Here is a 19,689-nt window from a genome sequence, read left to right as displayed (position 1 = left end):
GAGGGTCCGACCCGTGATCGATTTCCGCTACCACCTGGTGTCGCTGATCTCCGTCTTCCTGGCGCTCGCCGTGGGCATCGTGCTCGGCGCAGGACCGCTCGGCGACAACCTCGGCACCCAGCTCGCCGAGCAGGTCGAGCAGCTGCGCGGGGAGCAGGAGCAGCTGCGCACCGAGGCCGACGAGCTGCAGACCCGCAACGATCAGCTCGCCTCGTACGTCAGCGAGTCCGGTCCCGAGCTGGTGGCCGACACCCTCCCGGGGCAGTCGGTGGCGTTGCTGACGGACGGCGACTCGACGCGCACGGCGACCGAGCAGGTCACCTCCCTCCTCGAGGAAGCCGGGGCCTCCGCCGTCGTGGAGATCCGCCTGCGCTCGGACCTGTGGGACCCCGCGCAGGAGCAGCGGCGCGCCGAGGCCGTCGACGAGATCCGCTCGATCGCCCCCGCCCTGCTCGACGCCGAGCTGGAGGGTCCCGCACAGCTCGCCGCGATCGTGCCGGCCCTGCTCGCCGAGGATCCCTCCGGCGAGCTGACCCAGGAGCTCCGCACCCAGGTGTGGCAGGTGCTCGTGGACCATCAGCTGATCGCGCTCACGGACGGGACGCCCGGTGTGGTCGAGGCGGTGGTCTACGCGAGCGCCGCTCCCGAGACCTTCGTGCTCGAGGGCGAGGCGGAGGACCTCGCCGCCGCACGGGCCCAGAACCTGCTCTCCGCCCAGACCGCCGTGCTGACCTCGCTCGCCGCCACCTCCGTGCCCGCCGTCGTCTCGGCCGCCACGCCGGGGAACGACTCCTCGACCGGGATCCTGCGCACCGTCCGCGGCGACGCCGGCTTCGATCAGCTCTCGACCACCGACCGGCTGCAGGAGGCCGACGGGCCGATCCTCAGCGTGCTCGCCCTCATCGAGCAGGTGCGCGGGGGAGCGGGCGCCTACGGCACCACGGCCGACGCCGCCGAGCGGGTCCCCCCGCTGCCCGCTCCGACGGCACCTGCCGACTCCGAGGGCGAAGGCTCCGCGCCCTCCGACGGGGGCAACGGATGAGCCGCGTGACGTCCCTGCTCGCGACCTGTCGGAGCGAGCTCGAGCGCAAGAACTTCGCCGGTCGCACCGTGACCCTCGCCGAGGGCGCCGCAGTCGTGCTCGGCACCGGTCTGCTCGCCGGGTCCGGGCGGACGGGCGGAGCCCGGGACGCGGCGGTGCTCGTCGGCATCGGAGCCCTCGGGCTGCTCGACGACCTGCTCGAACCGCACCATCGTGCGCAGGGACGACCGGTCTCCAAGGGCCTGCGCGGTCACTTCGGGGCGCTGCGCCACGGGCGGGTCACCACGGGAGCGCTCAAGGCCCTGGGGATCCCCGCGCTCGCCGTCCTCGCGACCGCCGGCGCTGCGGACCGTAGCCGATCCGGGCGGGTGAGCGTCCGCGGGGCCGGGCTCGCGCTCGCCGATGTGGCGCTCGTCGCCGGCGCCGCGAACCTCGCCAACCTGCTGGACCTCCGTCCCGGGAGGGCGCTCAAGGTCGTGCTGCCCGCCGCGACGGCTCTCGCGATCCTGCCGCCGGGCGAGGACCCGAGCGGACGTCGGCTGGCGGTCGCCGCAGCGGTGCCCGCGGCCCTCGCCCTGCCCGTCGACCTCCGCGAGCGCGGCATGCTCGGCGACGCGGGCGCCAATGCGCTCGGCGCCGCCGTCGGTCTCGCCGCGACACGGGTCCTCCCGGTCCCGGCGCGGCTCGTGCTGCTCGGCGGGATCACGGCGCTGACCCTCGCGAGCGAGCGGGTGAGCTTCTCCGCCGTCATCGAGTCCACCCCGGTCCTGCGCGCCGTGGACCGGCTGGGGCGGCGTGCCCCCGAGGAGGCCGAGCGATGAGCGAGAGGTCCTTCGGCCGCGCCGTGCTGCGCGGGGCGAGCATCATCCTCGTCGTCACCGTGATCGCCCGCCTCGCGGGCTTCGCGCGGTACCTGGTGTTCGGGGCGAGCGTCGGCGCAGGCGACGTCGGCACCGCCTACGCGACCGCGAACCTGCTGCCCAATGTGCTCTTCGAGGTGGTCGCCGGGGGCGCGCTGGCGGCGGTCGCGGTGCCGCTCATCGCCGGCCTCGTCCCCGAGGGGCGCCGGGCCGCGAGCGCAGACGGGACCGAAGCCGAGTCCGCGGACGGGACCGCGGACGAGGACGGGCGGCGGCGTGCCGACCGCATCGTCTCCGTGCTGCTGACCTGGACGCTGCTCGGCACCACGCTGCTCGCCGCCGCGGTGATCGCGCTCGCCGCGCCGCTCGCCGCGCTGCTGCTGGGAACGGCCGACGGGACCGCCGGGGTGCACGTGGGCACCGTCCTGCTGCGGATCTTCGCGGTCCAGCTGCCGCTCTACGGGATCGCCGTGGTGCTCGGCGCCTACCTCCAGGCGCGCAAGCGCTTCCTGTGGCCCGCGGCGATGCCGCTGATCTCCTCGCTCGTGGTCATGCTCGCGTATCGCGTGTACGCCTGGATGGTCCCCTCCGTCGCGACCGCCTCGACGATCGGGGAGGGCGCGCTGGCCTGGCTGGGCTGGGGCACCACCGCCGGGGTCGCCACGATGGCCCTGCCCGTGGTGATCGCCTCGCTGCGCTCCGGTCTGCGGCTCCGGCCCGCCCTGCGGATGACCGGTGGCGACGGCCGTCGCGCGCTGGCCCTCGGCGGCGCGGGCATCGGTGCGGTGGGCGCGCAGCAGCTCGTGCTCGCCCTGATCATGGTCCTCGCCATGCGCGCCGGCGGCACCGGCACGCTGCCCGTCTTCCAGTACGCGCAGGCGCTCTACCTGTTGCCCTACGCGGTCCTCGTCGTCCCGCTGGTCACCTCGGTCTTCCCGCATCTGGCGGAGATGCGCCTGGTCGGTGACCACGGCGCCTTCTCCCGCGCCGTCTCCGGCTCCGCGCGCATCGTCATGGCCGTCGCGGCGATCGGCGCCGCGGCTCTGTTCGCCGCCGGCCCGGCCCTCGAGCAGTTCTTCCGCCTCATCGACCGCGCGGGGGCGGCCGGGGTCGGCTCGACCGCGGCTGCGCTCGCCCTCGGCCTGCCCGGCTTCGCCGTCGCGACCCACTGCACCCGCGTGCTGTCGGCCGCGCTGCGGGCGCGGGACGCCCTCCTGGTCGGATCCATCGGCTGGGTGATCGCCGGGGTGCTGCTGGCGCTCGCCGTCCTCACCAGCCCCGGGCGTTCCGCCGCCGAGGCCTCGACCGCCTTCGGACTCTCGATCGCTGTGGGAATGGCGATCGCGGCGCTCGTGGGCCTGAGCCGGATCTGGGACATCCTCGAGCAGGCCGGGGACCTCGCACGAGTCCGCCGGACGATCGTGCTCACGCCGCTCGCGGTGCTGATCGGCGGGGTGCCCGGGCTGCTGCTCGCCCGCCGGCTGGTGACCACGGAGTCGGGGGAGACCGTCGCGGTGCTCGTGGGCATCGCCGCCGGCGTCCTCGGCGCGCTCCTCGCCGCGGGCGTCATGCTCGCCGCCGATCCCTCGCTGCTGCACACTCTGCGCGATCGGAGCCGGGGGCGACGCGCCAGGACCCGCGAGAGCGGGAACGACGCGGTCGATTCCGGCCCGGGCGCTCCGGCTCCGCCGGCGGAGGAGGCCCGGTGAGGATCCTGCTGGTGCGGCCGCGGGCCAGCGGCGGACTCGCCGCCCATGTGGACCAGGAGCTGGCGCTGCTGCGGGAGTCGGGCCACGAGGTGGCCGAGGCGCCGGTGCGCATCCAGGAGCGACCCGCCCCCCTGGCGGATCTGCGGACCCTGCGGACCTTGCGGCGCAGCGCCCGCGAGGCGGCCCCCGTGGTGGTCCACGCCCACGGCCTGCGAGCGGGTGCCCTCACCGCCCTCGCCCTCGCGGGCACCGGGATCGACCTGGTCCTCACCCTGCACAACCTCCCCGTCGGCTCGTCCTCGGTGCGACTCCTCGGCCGCGCACTGCTGCAGGTCGCCGCGCGGGGGTCCCGGACGGTCCTCGCGGTGTCCCCGGATCTCGAGCAGGCGGCCCGTCGGGCCGGCGCCCGGGACGTGCGCCGCGCGGTCGTCCCCGCCCCGGAGCGGACGCCGCGCGATGCGGCCGGAGGGGACCCCGGGGGAGAGGGCGTGCCCGACGCGGCGACCGGACACCCGGCGGAAGCGGCCGACGACAGCGCCTGGCCCGCGGAGGACGCCCTGCGAGTCCTGGTCATCGCTCGACTCGCCACGCAGAAGGGCCTCGGGGACCTCCTCGACGCCGCCGTCCTGCTGCCCGCGGAGCCGCCCGTGGGGATCGCCGTCGCGGGCGACGGGCCGCTGCACGGTGAACTCGCCGCACGGATCGACCGGGAGCGGCTGCCCGTGCGGCTCCTGGGCCGGCGCGGGGACGTGCGCCGCGCTGCTCGCGGGCTGCGACCTCGTGGTCTCCGCCGCGCGCTGGGAGGGTCAGCCGGTCGCGCTGCAGGAGGCCCTGCGGGCGGGCCGCGCCATCGTCGCGACCGATGCCGGGGGCACACGCTGGGTCACGGGCGAGGCCGCGCACCTGGTGCCCGTCGGCGACGCCCCGGCGCTCGCCGCGGCGATCACCGCCCACACCGACCCCGCCGCGCGGCGACGCGCCGAGGAGGCGTCGCGACGTCGTGCCGACGAGCTGCCCTCCGCAGGTGACATGATCGACCAGCTGACCGATGTCCTGGCCCTCGCCGGGCCCCGATGATAGGTTGACAATCCGTGGCAGACACCAGCGCGAACACCCCCCAGACCAGCACCGGCCCCCTTCCGCGGATCGGACAGTCCTCCTCCGCGAAGCCCTTCCGGAATCCCGGCGTCACGAAGCACATCTTCGTCACCGGCGGCGTGGTCTCCAGCCTCGGCAAGGGCCTCACCGCCTCCTCGCTGGGAATGCTCCTCAAGAGCCGCGGCCTGCGCGTGACGATGCAGAAGCTCGACCCGTACCTCAACGTGGACCCGGGCACGATGAACCCCTTCCAGCACGGCGAGGTGTTCGTCACCGAGGACGGCGCGGAGACCGATCTCGACATCGGCCATTACGAGCGCTTCCTCGACGAGAACCTCTCCGCCAACGCGAACGTCACCACCGGCCAGGTGTACTCCAACGTCATCGCCAAGGAGCGCCGCGGCGAGTACCTCGGCGACACCGTGCAGGTCATCCCGCACATCACCAACGCCATCAAGGAGTCGATGCGCTCCCAGGCCGGGGATGACGTCGATGTCATCATCACCGAGATCGGCGGCACCGTCGGCGACATCGAGTCCCAGCCCTTCCTCGAGGCGGCGCGCCAGGTGCGTCAGGACGTCGGTCGCGACAACGTCTTCTTCGTCCACGTCTCGCTGGTGCCCTTCATCGGCCCGTCCCAGGAGCTGAAGACCAAGCCCACCCAGCACTCCGTCGCCGCGCTGCGCTCGATCGGCATCCAGCCCGATGCGATCGTGCTGCGCGCGGACCGTCAGCTGCCCGCCTCGGTCAAGGCGAAGATCTCCTCCATGTGCGATGTCGACATCGACGCGGTCGTGACCTGCGCCGATGCTCCGTCGATCTACGAGATCCCGCTCGTGCTCCACGGGGAGGGGCTCGACGCCTACGCGATCCGCCGACTCGACCTGCTCAGCCACGACGTGGACTGGACCCAGTGGGACTCGCTCCTGCAGCGCGTCCAGCACCCGTCCTACGAGGTCACGGTCGCACTGGTCGGCAAGTACATCGACCTTCCCGACGCCTACCTCTCGGTGACCGAGGCGCTGCGCGCGGGCGGCTTCCACCACGCGGCGAAGGTCTCCATCCGCTGGGTCGAGTCGGATCTGTGCGCCACGCCCGAGGGCGCGCGCCAGCAGCTGCGGGACGTCGACGCGCTCGTCGTTCCCGGCGGCTTCGGGATCCGCGGCGTGGACGGCAAGGTCGGCGCCCTGCGCCACGCCCGCACCCACGGCATCCCCGCTCTCGGCCTGTGCCTCGGCATGCAGTCGATGGTCATCGAGTACGCGCGCACCGAGCTCGGCCTCGCCGGCGCCCACTCGACCGAGTTCGAGCCGGAGACCGCGCACCCGGTCATCGCCACCATGGCCGAGCAGCAGGACATCGTCGCCGGCGCCGGGGACTTGGGCGGCACGATGCGCCTCGGCTCCTACGACCACACCCTGATCGAGGGCTCCCTCGCGGCGACCGTCTACGGCAGCACCGAGGTCGCGGAGCGCCACCGCCACCGTTACGAGGTCAACAACGCCTACCGCGAGCAGCTCGAGGACGCGGGACTGCGGGTCTCCGGCGTCTCCGACCTCTCCGCCGACCACTCGCTCGTGGAGTTCGTGGAGCTGGACCCGGCGGTGCACCCGTACTACATCGGCACCCAGGCGCACCCCGAACTGAAGTCCCGCCCCACCAGGGCGCATCCGCTGTTCGCCGGGCTGATCGGAGCGGCGCTCGAGCTGCAGAAGGCGACGCGCCTGCTCGAGGTCGAGCCCGATCCGGCCGCGGCGGAGAGCGCCGCCGGCGAGCAGCCGATCGCGACCGACGAGGCCTGAGCCCGATGAGCCTCGCCGACCGGCCCGCCCCGCGCCCCGTCGCCGAGCGGCGCACCGTGCACCACGGCATGGTGTGGGACATCGTGCGCGACACCGTCGATTTCGCGCCCGGGGTGCGGTTCGATCGCGAGTACGTCCACCACACCGGCGCCGTCGCGGTGCTCGCGGTCGACGCGGAGGATCGCGTGCTGCTGATCCGGCAGTACCGCCACCCCGTCGCCCACCAGCTCTGGGAGATCCCGGCGGGACTCCTCGATGTCGCCGGCGAGGGCGCGCACCTGGGGGCGCTGCGCGAGCTCGCGGAGGAGACCGGACATCGCGCCGGCCGCCTCGAGACCCTCCTCGATCTGCGGCCCAGCCCCGGCGGATCCGACGAGGTCATCCGCGTCTACCTCGCGACGGAGGTGACGGAGCTGACCGGGGACGACGGCTACCGGCGCACCGACGAGGAGGCCGAGATCGAGATCGCCTGGGTGCCGCTCGACGAGGCGGTCGCCGCGGCGCTGCGCGGGGAACTCACCAACGGCACCGCGCTCGCCGCACTGCTCGCGCTGCACGCCCATCGGACGCTCGGTGCCCAGGCCCCGACGCTGCGCGCCGCCGACGCGCCCTTCCCGGAGCGACCCGGCCACGCCTGAGCCGCGCCCGGCTCAGTCCGCCGCGGGCGGGACGTACTCCTCGAGCGCGCGGGCGAGCACGGGGGCGGTCTGCTCGGCCTGCCAGGGCCGAGCGCCGAGCGCCAGGAGCTCCTCGACGATCGACGCCTCCCCGGGCGAGGTCGCATGCTCCCACACCCAGTGCCGCAGCAGCGCGGGCTGCAGCAGGTTCTCGGTGGGCAGCTCGAGATCCTCCGCGCGGTCGCTGATGGCGGTGCGCACGGCCTGATAGCGGTCCCACACCTCCGGATGCTTCTTCGACCACAGCTTGTGCGGCGGGGGATAGGAGCGCTCGGTGCGCTCGGGGAGGTGTGCCGGAGGGAGGTCGATGCCGGTCCGCGCGACCTGCCACCACTGGTCCTTCTTCGGCGTCCGCGAGGGCAGCGCTCGCTCGAAGGCCTCGCGACCGCGCGGGGCCTCCTTCGCGGCGGCGACGAGGTCCTTGTCGCGGAGGATCCGGTGGGGGGAGAGGTCCTGCTCGCTCGCGAGGGCATCGCGGCGGCTCCACATCTCCCGGGCCGCGGCGAGTTGTCGCGCAGTGCGCAGACCGCCGAGGCCGTGCAGTCCGCGCCAGCTGGCCGAGCGTGGGGCGGACAGCTCACGGGTCCGCTCGTACTCGAACTCCTGGCGCGCCCACTCGTCCTTCCCGGCCTCCGCGAGCCGGTCGGCGAGAAGGTCGCGGACCTCGACGAGCACCTCCACGTCGAGGGCGGCGTAGGTGAGCCAGCCCTCGGGCAGCGGTCGGCGGGACCAGTCGGCCGCCGAGTGCTCCTTGGCCAGGTGCAGCCCGAGGGTCTCCTCGACGACCGCGCCCAGGCCCACCCGGTCCATGCCCAGCAACCGGGCCGCGAGCTCGGTGTCGAACAGGGCGGCGGGGCGCAGGCCGAGCTCGGCGAGGCTCGGGAGGTCCTGGTCCGCCGCGTGCAGCACCCACTCCCGCTCCGCGAGCAGGTCCCGCAGCGTGCCCGGCATCGTGAACGCGAGGGGGTCGATGAGGGCCGTGCCCGCCGCCTCGGTGCGCAGCTGGATGAGATAGGCCCGGTTGCTGTACCGATAGCTCGAGGCGCGCTCGGCATCGACCGCGACGGCCTCCACGGGGGCGGTCGCCGCCGCCTCGCACCAGGCCAGGAGCGGCTGGATCCGGTCGATCACCGGGACCAGTCCGTCGCGGGGCGCCTTGAGCGCGGTCACGGGACGGGCATCGGGGACGGTCATCGTCCCTCCTCACCGCTCGGCCGCGGGGCGCGCGCACGATGCGAGGGGACCAGTGAGGAGACCCGCGGCGGGGCGGGCGGCAGGCCGCCGGCGGCCGCGAGCATCGCCGTCCAGGCGGCGAAGTGCGGGCCGAGCTCCGGGACCTCGGCCCCCTCGGCGACCTCGGGGGTCCAGGAGATCCGCATCTCGACGTCGACCGTCGAGGCGCGGGAGGCGAGCGCACCGTAGGACTGGGAAACCACGCGGGTCGCGGTGCAGCCGAGCTCGCGGGCGTCCGCGTCGTGCAGCTCGAGGGACTCGGTCACCCAGGACCAGGCGACGTCGCCGAGCATGGACTCGATCGCGAATTCTGGCTCGAGCTGGGCCTGGACGAGGGCCACCATCCGGAAGGTGCCGTCCCAGGCCTCCTGCCCCTCGGGGTCGTGGAGGATCACGAGGCGGCCCGAGGCGAGCTCCTCGTCGTGGACGATGATCTCGGCGGTGCAGGCCCACGTCGAGGGCGCCATGCGGGAGGGCGCGGGGATCGTCCGCCAGACCAGCTCGGGCCGCAGCGGAGCACTGGTCATGGCGTCGATGGAACTCTGGAAGAGCTCGTCACCCGGACGGAAGCGATGCACGGACACACCGGGAGATTAGCGGCGGTGCCGGGGCGCGTCCGGCAGGCGCGCCGCCGGGGCGGGGAGCGCCTGGCGACGGGCGGCCGGCCTCAGGCGTCGTCGCTGTGGACCAGGCTGATCGAGTTGATGCAGTAGCGCTGGTCGGTCGGGGTGGGGAAGCCCTCGCCCTCGAAGACGTGCCCGAGGTGGGAGCCGCAGCGCGCGCAGCGCACCTCGACGCGGCGCATGCCGAGGGAGGTGTCCTCGAGGAGCTCGACCGCGTCGCTGTCCGTCGGCGCGTAGAAGGCGGGCCAGCCGCAGTGCGCGTCGAACTGGGTCTCGGCGGTGAAGAGCTCTGCTCCGCAGGCCTTGCATGCGTAGGTGCCCGCGGCGCGCACCTCCTCGTACTCCCCGGTGCCCGGACGCTCCGTGCCGCCCTCGCGCAGCACCTGGTACGAGGCGGGGTCGAGGCGACGGCGCCATTCCTCCTCGCTCAGGGCGACGGTGTAGGGACGGGATCCGATGGGCTCGGTGGACATCGCGCACTCCGTTCTGCGGCGCGGGCGCCGCGCTGGTCGACGCGCCCGCGGCCGGACCGTCGGGGCGCTCACAGTCTCGATCGTAGTCGTCGATAGGATGCGCGGCATGACGCATCGGTCACGCACCGCGCCCCCCGGACGCCGCTCGGTCGCCCCGCTCCGCATGCTGCGGGAGCGCGGCAGCCAGGGACGATGGTCCGACGTCGCGGTGCTCGGCGCGGCGGGGGCGCTCGGCACGTTCACGCTCAGCGCAGGCCTCCTCGCCCTCGGGGCGCGCGTGATGGCCCGGCTCCCGCTCGTGCCCCAGCAGGGACTGCGGCACCGTCCCGATCTGGCCGTGCGCGCGGTGCACGGCGACCGGGTCCACCTCGACGCCACCAAGGAGTCCAGCCGGGCCGGACTGCTCGCGCTGCGCCAGTCCGGCGGGACAGTGCACGTGCGGCTCGGCGAGGTCACCGGTCGCCCGACGCCCACCACCATCGCCCGGCCCCTCCTCGCCGTGGACACCGTCGATCCGCTCACGGTGGAGAAGGCCGCGGTCAACGGCTTCTTCTGGGCCGGCACCCCGCAGACCGCGCACGGCCTGCCGACGGAGGAGGTCATGATCGACTCCCCGGTCGGTCAGATGCCCGCGTGGCGCGTCGACCCGGACCCCGCCGACGGCGCCGCCGCGGGCCGGGCGGACACCTGGGCGATCCTCATCCACGGCCACGGCTCGACCCGCGGCGAGGCGCTGCGGATTATCCCGCTGCTGCATCGCCTGGGACTGACCTCCCTCTCCATCACCTACCGCAACGACACCGGAGCGCCCGCCTCCGCCGACCGCATGCACCATCTCGGCGCCGCCGAGTGGGAGGACGCCGAGGCGGCGATCGAGCACGCGCTGGCCCACGGCGCCCGGCGCCTCGTGCTCGTGGGCTGGTCCATGGGCGGGGGCATCGCCCTGCGCACCTCGGTCCGCACCGCACACCGCGACCGGATCGCGGGCCTCGTCCTGGACTCGCCGGCCGTGGACTGGCAGGACATCCTCGTCTACCACGCGACCGCCCTGAAGGCCCCTCGGCCCATGCGCCGCCTCGCCATGTGGATGATGACCTCGCAGATCGGGGCCCGCCTGGTGCGGCTGCACGAGCCGCTCGCGCTGGACGAGATGACGCCCGCCTACTACCGCGACCATCTCGATCACCGCACCCTGCTCCTCCACGCCCTCGACGACGCGACCGTTCCCCCCGCTCCGAGCCGGGAACTCGCCGCCCTCCGGCCGGATCTCGTGACCTTCGTGCCCTTCGAGGGGGCCTCCCACACCCGGGAGTGGAACCGCGACCCGGTGCGCTACGAGCGGCTCCTCGCCGGCTACCTCATCGATGTGCTCGGCCTCGACGAGGACCCCGCAGCGCTCACCTACCCGGTGCGCGATCCCGCCTCCCCGCCCGGCGAGGAGTCGATCGGGCTGAGGATCTGAACGGCTCGAGGATCTGAGCGGGGGACGGGAAGCGCCCGCACCCGCCCTACACTGGCCCGCGTGACCGACTCGCTCCGCGCCCGCCGCCCCGAACCCACCCTCGAGCGGCTCCTCGCGGATCTCGTGCCACCGCCCCGCTTCTCCGAGGCGCGCCTGGACAACTACGTGCCGGATCCGGCGCATCCCTCCCAGGAGCAGGCGAAGCAGCTGGTCTCCGCCTTCGCCGCGTCCCTCGGCCGCCGGGACCCCGGCGGCGGCCTGCGCGCGCTGCTCCGCCGCCGCAGCGCCCCGGCCCGCGCCCGCGGCCTCTACCTCGACGGCGGTTTCGGGGTGGGCAAGACCCATCTGCTCACCTCGCTCTTCCACGCGGTCGAGGGACAGCGCGTGTACGGGACCTTCGTGGAGTACACCGATCTCGTCGGCGCCCTGGGGTTCCAGCGCGCCGTGGACCTGCTGGGCGACTCGGTGCTGGTGTGCATCGACGAGTTCGAGCTCGACGACCCGGGCGACACCCTGCTGATGACGCGTCTCATCCGGGAGCTGTCCGATCGGGGCGTCGCGGTCGCCGCGACCTCCAACACCCTGCCCGATGCCCTCGGTGAGGGTCGCTTCGCCGCCCAGGACTTCCTGCGGGAGATCCAGGCGATGGCCGAGCGTTTCGAGGTGCTCCGGATCGACGGCGAGGACTACCGCCGGCGCGACGGCGTGCGGGAGATCGCCGCCCTGCCGCTGACCGTGGTCGAGGGCCATGCCGGATCGCTCGACGGGGCGACCCTGGACGGTTTCGACGAGCTCCTCGCCCACCTGGTGACGGTGCACCCCTCGCGCTACGGCGCCCTCATCGACGAGGTCGCCGCCGCCCACGTCACGGACGTGCACGGACTCTCCCACCACCACGACGCGCTCCGCTTCGTGGTGCTCGTGGATCGGCTCTACGACCGCGAGGTGCCGGTGCTCCTCTCCGCCCAGGGCGTCGGGGGAGGAGCCGGTCACGAGAGCGAGCCGGCCGTGGTCGAGGACCTGTTCTCCGCCGACCTGCTGCGCAGCGGCTATCGCAAGAAGTACTTCCGCGCCCTTTCCCGGCTCGCCTCCCTCGCCCGGGACGGCGCGGCGATGGTGGGGACGGCGGAGCGCTCCGCCGACTGAGATCTCCGCCGGCTGAGCTCTCGGCCGGGGACCCCCGCCGACCACTGACCCACCCCCGCAACCAGGAGGTCGCCCCACATGAGCACCCCCGGCACTCTCCACGTCGATCTCTCGGGGACGACCGCCGTCGTCACCGGCTCCACCCGCGGCATCGGCCGGGCCGTCACCGAGGGGCTGCTCGCGAGCGGCGCCGAGGTGATCGGCCTCCAACGGGGCACCGACAGCCTCGGCGAGGGGCACCACCCCCTCTCCGTCGACCTCGCCGATCCCGTCGCCCGGGAGTCCGCGATCGTGCAGGTGCTCGCCGACCACGAGGTGAGCCTGCTGGTCAACAACGCGGGTATCACCCGGCGGCACTCCTTCGAGGACTTCCCTCTCGAGGAGTTCTCCGAGGTCATGGCCGTGAACCTCGAGGCGCTCGTGCACCTCACCCAGGCCTTCGGCCGGCCGATGCTCACCCGGGGCGGCGGACGCATCGTCAACATCGCCTCGATGATGTCCTTCTTCGGCGGGGTGCAGAACGCCGCCTACTCCGCCTCGAAGGGCGCGGTCGCCCAGTTCACGCGGTCCGTCGCCAACGACTGGGCCGGTCGCGGCGTGGGCGTCAACGCCATCGCACCCGGCTACATCGCCACCGAGATCAACACCGGGCTCCGCGAGGACGAGGATCGCAACCGCGAGATCCTCGGCCGCATCCCCGCCGGGCGCTGGGGCGATCCCGCGGACCTCGTCGGGATGGTCCTCTTCCTCGCCAGCTCCGCCGCGGACTACCTGCACGGGGCGGTGCTCCCGGTCGACGGCGGCTACCTGGCCCGCTGACGCCTCGCCGCGCCCTCAGCGCTCGGTGAGCCGGAGCACGGCCGCCCCGGCGCCCAGCAGCTCGATCCCGCCGTCGGCTCCGTGGTGGACATCGCCGTACCGGGCGAGCAGCTCCCCGGCGCCCTGCTCCGGGGCGAGACGGAGCGGGCCCGGCCCGCGATGGGCGAGGACCCCGATCCCGCCGCGGCGCAGCAGCACCGCGGACTCCGAGAGCACCTCGACCGCGGTGCGGCGCAGATCTCCGCTGCCCAGATCGTCCTCCGCCCGGCGCAGGGAGAGGAGCGTGCGGTACCAGTCCAGGATCCGGGCGTGATCGCCGCGGTCCCGCTCCTGCCACCGCAGCTGCGAGGCGACGAAGGTGTCGCGGTCCTGCGGATCGGGCACCTGTTCGCTCCAGCCCATCGCGGCGAACTCCTCCGCCCGGCCCGCGCTCACCAGAGGGCCCAGCTCCGCGTCGTGATCGGTGAAGAAGGCGAAGGGCGTCGAAGCCGCCCACTCCTCGCCCTGGAACAGCATCGGCGTGCCGGGACCGAGCAGGACCAGCGCGGCGGCCGCCGCATGCTGCTCGGGGGAGAGGCGATGGTGGAGGCGATCTCCGGCCGCCCGATTGCCCACCTGGTCGTGGTCCTGGAGGAACACCACGAAGGAGTGGCCGTCGTAGTGCGGGGACGACGGATCCACCGGGGCGCCCCACACCTGCTCCCGGAAGCTCGACCAGGTGCCGGCGTGCAGGAACATCCCCGTCAGCACCGTGCGCAGCACCTCGGCGTCCCCGAAGTCGGCGTAGTAGCCGGCGCGCTCGCCGGAGATCCAGGCGTGCACGCCGTGGTGGACGTCGTCGGCCCACTGCATGTCCATGCCGAGGCCGCCGGCCGCGGTGGGGGTGACGGTCGCGGGCTGGTTGCGATCCGACTCGGCGATCAGCGTGAGCGGACGCCCCGTCTCCGCCTCCCAGTCCCGGACCGCATCCGACAGCTCGGCCAGCAGATGCCGCGGCGAGTCGTCGTGCAGCTCGTGCACGGCGTCGAGGCGGAGCCCGTCGAGACCGAGATCGACGAGCCACTGGCGGGCGCTTCCCAGCAGGAACGCCCGCACCTCGGCGGCGCCCGGCTGGTCGAGGTTGACCGCCTCGCCCCAGGGCGTGAGGTGCAGGGGCGTGAAGTAGGGGCCGAACATCCCCAGGTAGTTCCCGGAGGGGCCGAGGTGGTTGTGGACCACGTCGAGCACGACGGCGAGTCCGCGGGAGTGCGCCGCCGCGACGAAGCGCGCGAGGGCCGCGGGGCCCCCGTAGGCGGCGTGGACCGCGTACAGCCCCACCCCGTCGTACCCCCAGCCGCGATCCCCGGGGAAGGTCGCCAGCGGCATCAGCTCGACCGCGTCGACGCCGAGGTCCACCAGCTCGTCGAGCCGCTCGATCGCGGAGTCCAGGGTGCCGGAGGCACCGTCCGGCCCGGGCGCGAAGGTGCCCACGTGCAGCTCGTACAGCACGGCGCCGCGCAGGGAGCGTCCCTCCCACCCGTCGGCGGGGCGCAGCGCGGACGGATCGACGACCTCGCTCTCCCCGTGCACCCCGTCGGGCTGGGACAGGGACCGCGGGTCCGGCAGCCACAGCTCGCCGCCGTCGAGCCGGAAGGAGTAGCGGGCTCCGGGCACCGCGGGGACGCCCGGCAGCTCGAACCAGCCGTCCACCGACGGGGTCATCGGATGGACCGCGCCGTCGACGCGCACCTCGACGCGCGCGGCGGCAGGAGCCCAGACGGCATAGCGGGAACGGTCCACGGAGAGGCTGCCGGCGCTCATGCGCGGGTCCCGCCCTCGATCGACGCCCCCGCCTCCGTGCGCACCAGCAGCGCGACGGGCCAGGTGTCGAGCAGGGCGCCGAGCGGGGTGCGCCCGCCCGCCACGACGGTTCCCGAGAGGAGGTCCTGCCACTCGCCCTCGGGCAGCGAGATCCAGGCCTCGCCCCAGCCGCCGCGCTGGGCCAGGCCGTGCGCGAGGCGGGTGACGACGGTGACCGCCTCGACGGGGCCGTCGCCGACGGCCCGGCCGAACGCGACCGCGTGCCCGGTCGTGGTCGCGAGCGGCAGATACGCCGCGTCCCGCCCGCGGAACAGCTCCGGCCGCTCGCGGCGCAAGCGCAGCGCCCGATGGGTCAGCCACAGCTTCTCGTCGTCGAGCCCGTCCGGCCCCGCGCCTGCGAGCATGCGCTCCAGCCGCTCGGCGTGCGCGCGGTGGTCGACCGGCCGACGGTTGTCGGGGTCGACGAGGGAGAGGTCGACCGTCTCGTTGCCCTGATAGACGTCCGGCACCCCGGGCATGGTCAGCTGGACGAGCTTCTGGCCCAGGATCGCGGCGCGCTGGGCGGGGAGCGTGCGCCGCGTCCACTCCGCGAGCAGGGCGTCGACCTCGTCGCTCGCGAGCGCGGCCCGCCCCAGGGCGAGCACCTGCCGCTCGTACTCCTCGTCCTGCTCGGTCCAGGTGGTGTGGGTCTTCGCCTCCCGCATCGCCTTGGTGAGATAGCCGTCGAGACGCTCGCCGTCGATCCGTGCGGCGCGCGAACCCGGCAGGTCCCAGCAGGCGGCGAGCGTCTGGGCGAGCAGCAGTCCGATCGCCCCGTCCACCCGGTCGCCGCGCTCGCCGGCGAGAGCCCGCTCCAGATCGAGGACCAGCAGCGACCACTCGCGGGGCGCCTCGGTGAGCACGGCGAGGCGCGCCCGCACGTCCTCGCTGCGCTTCGTGTCATGCGTGGAGAGGGCGGTCATCGCATCGGGCCGCTCGCGGACCATCGCGAGGGCGTGGTCGTGCAGCTCATCCGGCTCGACCCCGATCCGTTCCGGATCCGCGCCCACCTCGGTGACGGGCAGGAAGCGCGGGTAACGGTAGAAGGCGGTGTCCTCGTGGGCCTTGGCATGGACCGGTCCGCAGGTCTGTGCGAAGCGGATCACCACCTCCGCCCTGTCGGCCTCGGCGCGGCGGCCCGCGCTGCCCACCTCGTCCCCGCAGACCAGGGCGACGACCGTCTCGAGGGTGCCGCGCACGTCCTCGTCCTCGCCCAGCTCGAGCAGGGCCCGCTCGGCGGCGGCCTCGATCACGGCCCGCTCGGCACCGGGCGCGGGCTCGCCGGGGACGATGTAGGCACGGTAGCGGTCCATCGCGCCGAGCAGCGCGATCACCACCCGCTGGATGTGTCGTCGGGTCGTGTCCCGCAGCCGGATGTCCTCCTGGCAGATGCGGTGGATGAGCGAGGTGAGCCGCTCGATCTCCGCCCACAGGCTCGTGGTGATCACGAGATCCGTCGCCTCGCGGGCGACCTCCTCGAAGGGGCGCAGGTCGCCGGTGCGGCGCTGCCAGAGGTGGGTGAGCGCGGGGGCGCCGTGCGGGTCGTGGAACAGCCCGCCCACCCGCCACAGGGCGTCGTACCCGGTGGTGCCCGCGCACGGGAAGTCGCCCGGCAGCCGCTCCTCGCCCTCGAGGATCTTCTCCACCACGGTCCAGGCGCCGTCCGTCGCCCGGTCGAGATCGCGCAGGTAGCCGCGCGGATCGGCGAGCCCGTCGGGATGATCGATGCGATAGCCGTCGATCACGCCCTCGCCCTGCAGCCGCAGCAGCGTCGCATGGGTCGCGGTGAAGACCTCCGGCAGTTCGACCCGCACGGCGGCGAGGGTGTTCACGTCGAAGAAGCGGCGGTAGTTCAACTCGTCGTCGGAGACCTTCCAGTACGCGAGGCGGTACCACTGCCGATCCAGCAGGTCGGCGAGGCCCAGGTGCTCGGTGCCGGTGGCGACCGGCAGCACGTGGTCGAAGTAGCGCAGCACCGTCTCCTCGCGCAGCGAGCCGTCGGCCTGCGGGATCTCCTCGGTGGCGACGGTGATCTCGCCGTCGGCGAGCACGGCCCCGATCGGTCGGCCCAGCACCGGCATGAGGATCGAGCGCTCCGCCGTCGGATCCACGTCGAACCAGGACGCGAAGGGGGAGTCGGCCCCGTCCCGGAGCACCGACCACAGGGCGTGGTTGTGGTGGATCGGGGTGGGGATCGCCATGTGGTTGGGGACCACGTCCACGATCAGGCCCATCCCGTGCTCGTGGGCGGCCGCTGCGAGGCGGCGCAGTGCCTCCTCCCCGCCGATGTCCGTGGAGATCCGACCGTGGTCGACCACGTCGTAGCCGTGCATCGAGCCGGGCGCCGCCTGCAGGACGGGGGAGCAGAACACGTGGCCGACGCCCAGCCGGGCCAGGTACGGGACCAGAGCCGCCGCATCGTCGGCCGTGAAGCCGGCGTGCAGCTGCAGGCGGTAGGTCGAGCTCGGGACGGGGCGGCCGGCGCGCAGGTCGGGGCCCCGCTCCCGCGTCGAGGGTCGGGGGTGGTGCTCACGGTCCGTGCTCACGATCGATGCTCTCCTGGAACGCTGGGGGACAGGGCCGACGGGGTCAGGCGCGGATCGTGAGACCGGGGTCCTCGCCCTGGCCGGCCTCCTCGTCGGCCGCCATCGGGGGCCGCAGGAGGATCAGCAGCGAATGGCTGGGCCGGGAGACGCTCTGCCCCGCCTCCAGGGTGGTGCCCATCTCGATGGTGTCGCCCGTGCCGAGGGCGACCTCCCAGGTCGTCCCGTACTCCGCCGGCGGGAGCACGAAGTCGACATCGTTGCCGGACGCGTTGAACATGACCAGCGCCGAGTCGTCCTCGATCCGTTCGCCGCGGCCGTTGGGCTCAGGGATCGCGGAGCCGTTGAGGAACATGGTCAGGCACTTGTTCTGCGCGTCGCCCCATTCCTCGTCGGTCATCGGCTCGCCGTCGGTGCCCAGCCAGTCCACGTCCTTCAGCACCGAGTCGGCGTCGTCGCGCACCACACCCTGCAGGAAGCGGCGGCGGCGGAAGATCGGGTGCTCGCGGCGCAGGGCGATCATGTGCCGGGTGAACCAGAGCATCTCCTCCTGGTGGGCGTCGAGGTCCCAGTCGACCCAGGCCAGCTCGTCGTCCTGGCAGTAGGTGTTGTTGTTGCCCTGCTGGGTGCGGCCCATCTCGTCGCCGTGCAGCAGCATCGGCACGCCCTGGCTGACCAGCAGGGTGGCCATGAGGTTCTTCGCGCGGCGCTTGCGCAGCGCGAGGATCTGCGGATCGTCGGTCTCGCCCTCGACGCCCGAGTTCCAGGAGCGGTTGTGGCTCTCGCCGTCGTTGCCGCCCTCCTGGTTCGCCTCGTTGTGGCGCTCGTTGTAGGAGACCAGGTCGCGCATTGTGAAGCCATCGTGCGCGGTGACGAAGTTGATGGACGCGATCGGGGTGCGGCCCGTGTGCTGGTACAGGTCGGAGCTCCCCGCGAGACGCGAGGTGAAGTCGCCGATCTTGCCCGGCTCGGAGCGGTGGAAGTCGCGGACCGTGTCGCGGTAGCGGCCGTTCCACTCCGACCACAGGGGCGGGAAGCCGCCCACCTGGTAGCCGCCCTCGCCGAGGTCCCACGGCTCGGCGATCAGCTTGACCTGGGAGATGACCGGATCCTGCTGGATGATGTCGAAGAAGGCCGAGAGCCGGTCCACCTCATGCAGCTCGCGCGCGAGGGTCGAGGCGAGGTCGAACCGGAATCCGTCCACGTGCATCTCGGCGACCCAGTAGCGCAGCGAGTCCATGATCAGCTGGAGCACGTGCGGAGTGCGCATCAGCAGCGAGTTCCCGGTGCCGGTGGTGTCGTAGTAGTGCGCCTGGTCGTCCTCGACGAGGCGGTAGTACGCCCGGTTGTCGATGCCGCGGAAGCAGAGGGTGGGGCCGAGCTGGTTGCCCTCGGCGGTGTGGTTGTAGACCACGTCGAGGATCACCTCGATGTCGGCCTCGTGGAGGTTCTTCACCATCTGCTTGAACTCCTGGACCTGCTGGCCCAGGTCCCCTGCGTACGAGTACTCGTTGTGCGGGGCGAAGAAGCCGATGGTGTTGTAGCCCCAGTAGTTCCGCAGGCCCTTCTCCACCAGGTGGCCGTCCTGCACGAACTGGTGGACCGGCATCAGCTCGACCGCTGTCACCCCGAGGTCCTTCAGGTGCTGGATGATCGCCGGATGGCCCATCGCGACGTAGGTGCCGCGGATCGACTCGTCGATCTCCGGGTGCTGCATCGTCAGGCCCTTGACGTGGGCCTCGTAGATCACGGTGTCGTGGTACTGGTGGGCCGGGGGATGGTCGTTGCCCCAGTCGAAGTAGGGCGAGACCACCACGGAGTGCATCGTGTGCTCGGCGGAGTCGTCGCTGTTGCGCAACTCCGGGTTGTCGAACGCGTAGCTGTACAGCGAGGGGTGGTTGCTGGCCATGCCCGCGATCGCCTTCGCGTACGGGTCCAGCAGCAGCTTCGAGGGATCGCAGCGGTGGCCGCTCGCGGGGTCGAAGGGGCCGTGCACGCGGTAGCCGTACTTCTGGCCGGGCTGCACGGCGGGGAGGTAGACGTGCCACACGAAGGCGTCGACCTCGGTGATTTCGATCCTCGTCTCGGTCCCGTCCGTGTCGAACAGGCACAGCTCGACCCGCTCGGCGACCTCCGAGAACAGGGCGAAGTTGGTGCCGGAGCCATCGAAGGTGGCGCCGAGCGGGTAGGGCTGACCGGTCCAGATCTGCATGGGCTCAGAGTACTGGCACGCAGGGCCTCGGCCAGCAGGCGCGGGTCACGGTGCGGGAACGACGACGGCCCCGGATCCGTGAGGGATCCGGGGCCGGATGGTGGGCGATACTGGGATCGAACCAGTGACCTCTTCCGTGTCAGGGAAGCGC

Annotated in this window: 15 protein-coding genes and 1 pseudogene; 10 read left to right on the top strand and 6 right to left on the bottom strand. The window is 73.2% G+C overall.

Annotation, left to right across the window (positions count from 1 at the left end):
- Nucleotides 1-13: 13 nt before the first annotated feature.
- The 7 genes and pseudogenes from ACZCAH_RS14990 to ACZCAH_RS14960 all read left to right on the top strand — a co-directional run bounded on the left by ACZCAH_RS14990 (nt 14) and on the right by ACZCAH_RS14960 (nt 7,149).
- Entirely contained in the window at nt 14-1,042 is a 1,029-nt protein-coding gene (locus tag ACZCAH_RS14990; protein ID WP_464341846.1) for a copper transporter, read from the top strand.
- Nucleotides 1,043-1,047: 5 nt separating this feature from the next.
- Nucleotides 1,048-1,863: a hypothetical protein gene (locus ACZCAH_RS14985; RefSeq protein WP_464341845.1), complete on the top strand. Its 816-nt coding sequence runs from the start codon at nt 1,048-1,050 to the stop codon at nt 1,861-1,863.
- Nucleotides 1,860-3,611, top strand: coding sequence for a lipid II flippase MurJ (locus ACZCAH_RS14980; protein ID WP_464341844.1), 1,752 nt, complete (start codon nt 1,860-1,862; stop codon nt 3,609-3,611). The genes ACZCAH_RS14985 and ACZCAH_RS14980 overlap by 4 nt, the downstream gene beginning before the upstream one ends.
- Nucleotides 3,608-3,988 (top strand): annotated as a pseudogene (locus tag ACZCAH_RS14975) (glycosyltransferase); the annotation flags it as partial. The gene ACZCAH_RS14980 and the pseudogene ACZCAH_RS14975, both read left to right, overlap by 4 nt.
- Before the next feature lie 79 nt (nt 3,989-4,067).
- Nucleotides 4,068-4,688 (top strand): glycosyltransferase family 4 protein, encoded by a 621-nt coding sequence (locus tag ACZCAH_RS14970; protein WP_464341855.1) that lies wholly within the window; start codon nt 4,068-4,070, stop codon nt 4,686-4,688.
- A gap of 14 nt (nt 4,689-4,702) precedes the next feature.
- Entirely contained in the window at nt 4,703-6,511 is a 1,809-nt protein-coding gene (locus ACZCAH_RS14965) for a CTP synthase (RefSeq protein ID WP_464341843.1), read from the top strand.
- Between the two features lie 5 nt (nt 6,512-6,516).
- Nucleotides 6,517-7,149, top strand: a complete 633-nt coding sequence (locus ACZCAH_RS14960; RefSeq protein WP_464341842.1) for an NUDIX domain-containing protein — start codon at nt 6,517-6,519, stop codon at nt 7,147-7,149.
- Nucleotides 7,150-7,161: 12 nt separating this feature from the next.
- Here the strand turns inward: ACZCAH_RS14960 and ACZCAH_RS14955 are convergent, their stop codons facing one another.
- The 3 genes from ACZCAH_RS14955 to msrB all read right to left on the bottom strand — a co-directional run bounded on the left by ACZCAH_RS14955 (nt 7,162) and on the right by msrB (nt 9,517).
- A complete protein-coding gene (locus ACZCAH_RS14955) occupies nt 7,162-8,382 on the bottom strand; it encodes an HRDC domain-containing protein (RefSeq protein ID WP_464341841.1) in 1,221 nt (406 codons plus the stop codon).
- Nucleotides 8,379-8,999: a DUF3000 domain-containing protein gene (locus ACZCAH_RS14950; RefSeq protein WP_464341854.1), complete on the bottom strand. Its 621-nt coding sequence runs from the start codon at nt 8,997-8,999 to the stop codon at nt 8,379-8,381. Before ACZCAH_RS14950 ends, ACZCAH_RS14955 begins: the two co-directional genes overlap by 4 nt.
- Before the next feature lie 89 nt (nt 9,000-9,088).
- The gene (gene msrB / locus ACZCAH_RS14945; RefSeq protein WP_329746904.1) at nt 9,089-9,517 is read right to left on the bottom strand and encodes a peptide-methionine (R)-S-oxide reductase MsrB; all 429 of its coding nucleotides are present in this window, start codon (nt 9,515-9,517) and stop codon (nt 9,089-9,091) included.
- Nucleotides 9,518-9,623: 106 nt separating this feature from the next.
- Here msrB and ACZCAH_RS14940 point away from each other — a divergent pair, with 106 nt between their 5' ends.
- From ACZCAH_RS14940 to ACZCAH_RS14930, 3 genes are all read left to right on the top strand, one after another.
- Nucleotides 9,624-10,979 carry an alpha/beta hydrolase family protein gene (locus ACZCAH_RS14940; protein ID WP_464341840.1) on the top strand — a complete coding sequence of 452 codons (1,356 nt, stop codon included), beginning with the start codon at nt 9,624-9,626 and terminating at the stop codon, nt 10,977-10,979.
- Between the two features lie 60 nt (nt 10,980-11,039).
- The gene (gene zapE, locus ACZCAH_RS14935; RefSeq protein ID WP_464341839.1) at nt 11,040-12,125 is read left to right on the top strand and encodes a cell division protein ZapE; all 1,086 of its coding nucleotides are present in this window, start codon (nt 11,040-11,042) and stop codon (nt 12,123-12,125) included.
- 78 nt (nt 12,126-12,203) lie between these two features.
- On the top strand, nt 12,204-12,944 hold the full coding sequence (locus tag ACZCAH_RS14930; RefSeq protein ID WP_464341838.1) for an SDR family oxidoreductase: 741 nt from the start codon (nt 12,204-12,206) through the stop codon (nt 12,942-12,944).
- A gap of 15 nt (nt 12,945-12,959) precedes the next feature.
- Here ACZCAH_RS14930 and treZ read toward each other — a convergent pair whose 3' ends face one another.
- From treZ to glgX, 3 genes are read right to left on the bottom strand one after another with little or no spacing between them, the layout of a single operon-like run.
- Nucleotides 12,960-14,744 (bottom strand): malto-oligosyltrehalose trehalohydrolase, encoded by a 1,785-nt coding sequence (gene treZ, locus ACZCAH_RS14925; protein WP_464341837.1) that lies wholly within the window; start codon nt 14,742-14,744, stop codon nt 12,960-12,962.
- Nucleotides 14,741-17,329 (bottom strand): malto-oligosyltrehalose synthase, encoded by a 2,589-nt coding sequence (gene treY, locus ACZCAH_RS14920; RefSeq protein WP_464341836.1) that lies wholly within the window; start codon nt 17,327-17,329, stop codon nt 14,741-14,743. Before treY ends, treZ begins: the two co-directional genes overlap by 4 nt.
- 43 nt (nt 17,330-17,372) lie before the next feature.
- A complete protein-coding gene (gene glgX / locus ACZCAH_RS14915) occupies nt 17,373-19,538 on the bottom strand; it encodes a glycogen debranching protein GlgX (protein WP_464341835.1) in 2,166 nt (721 codons plus the stop codon).
- Nucleotides 19,539-19,689 lie beyond the last annotated feature (151 nt).

Source organism: Brachybacterium sp. B718/18 (assembly GCF_055454375.1).
This window is presented reverse-complemented; position numbering and strand designations above follow the sequence as displayed.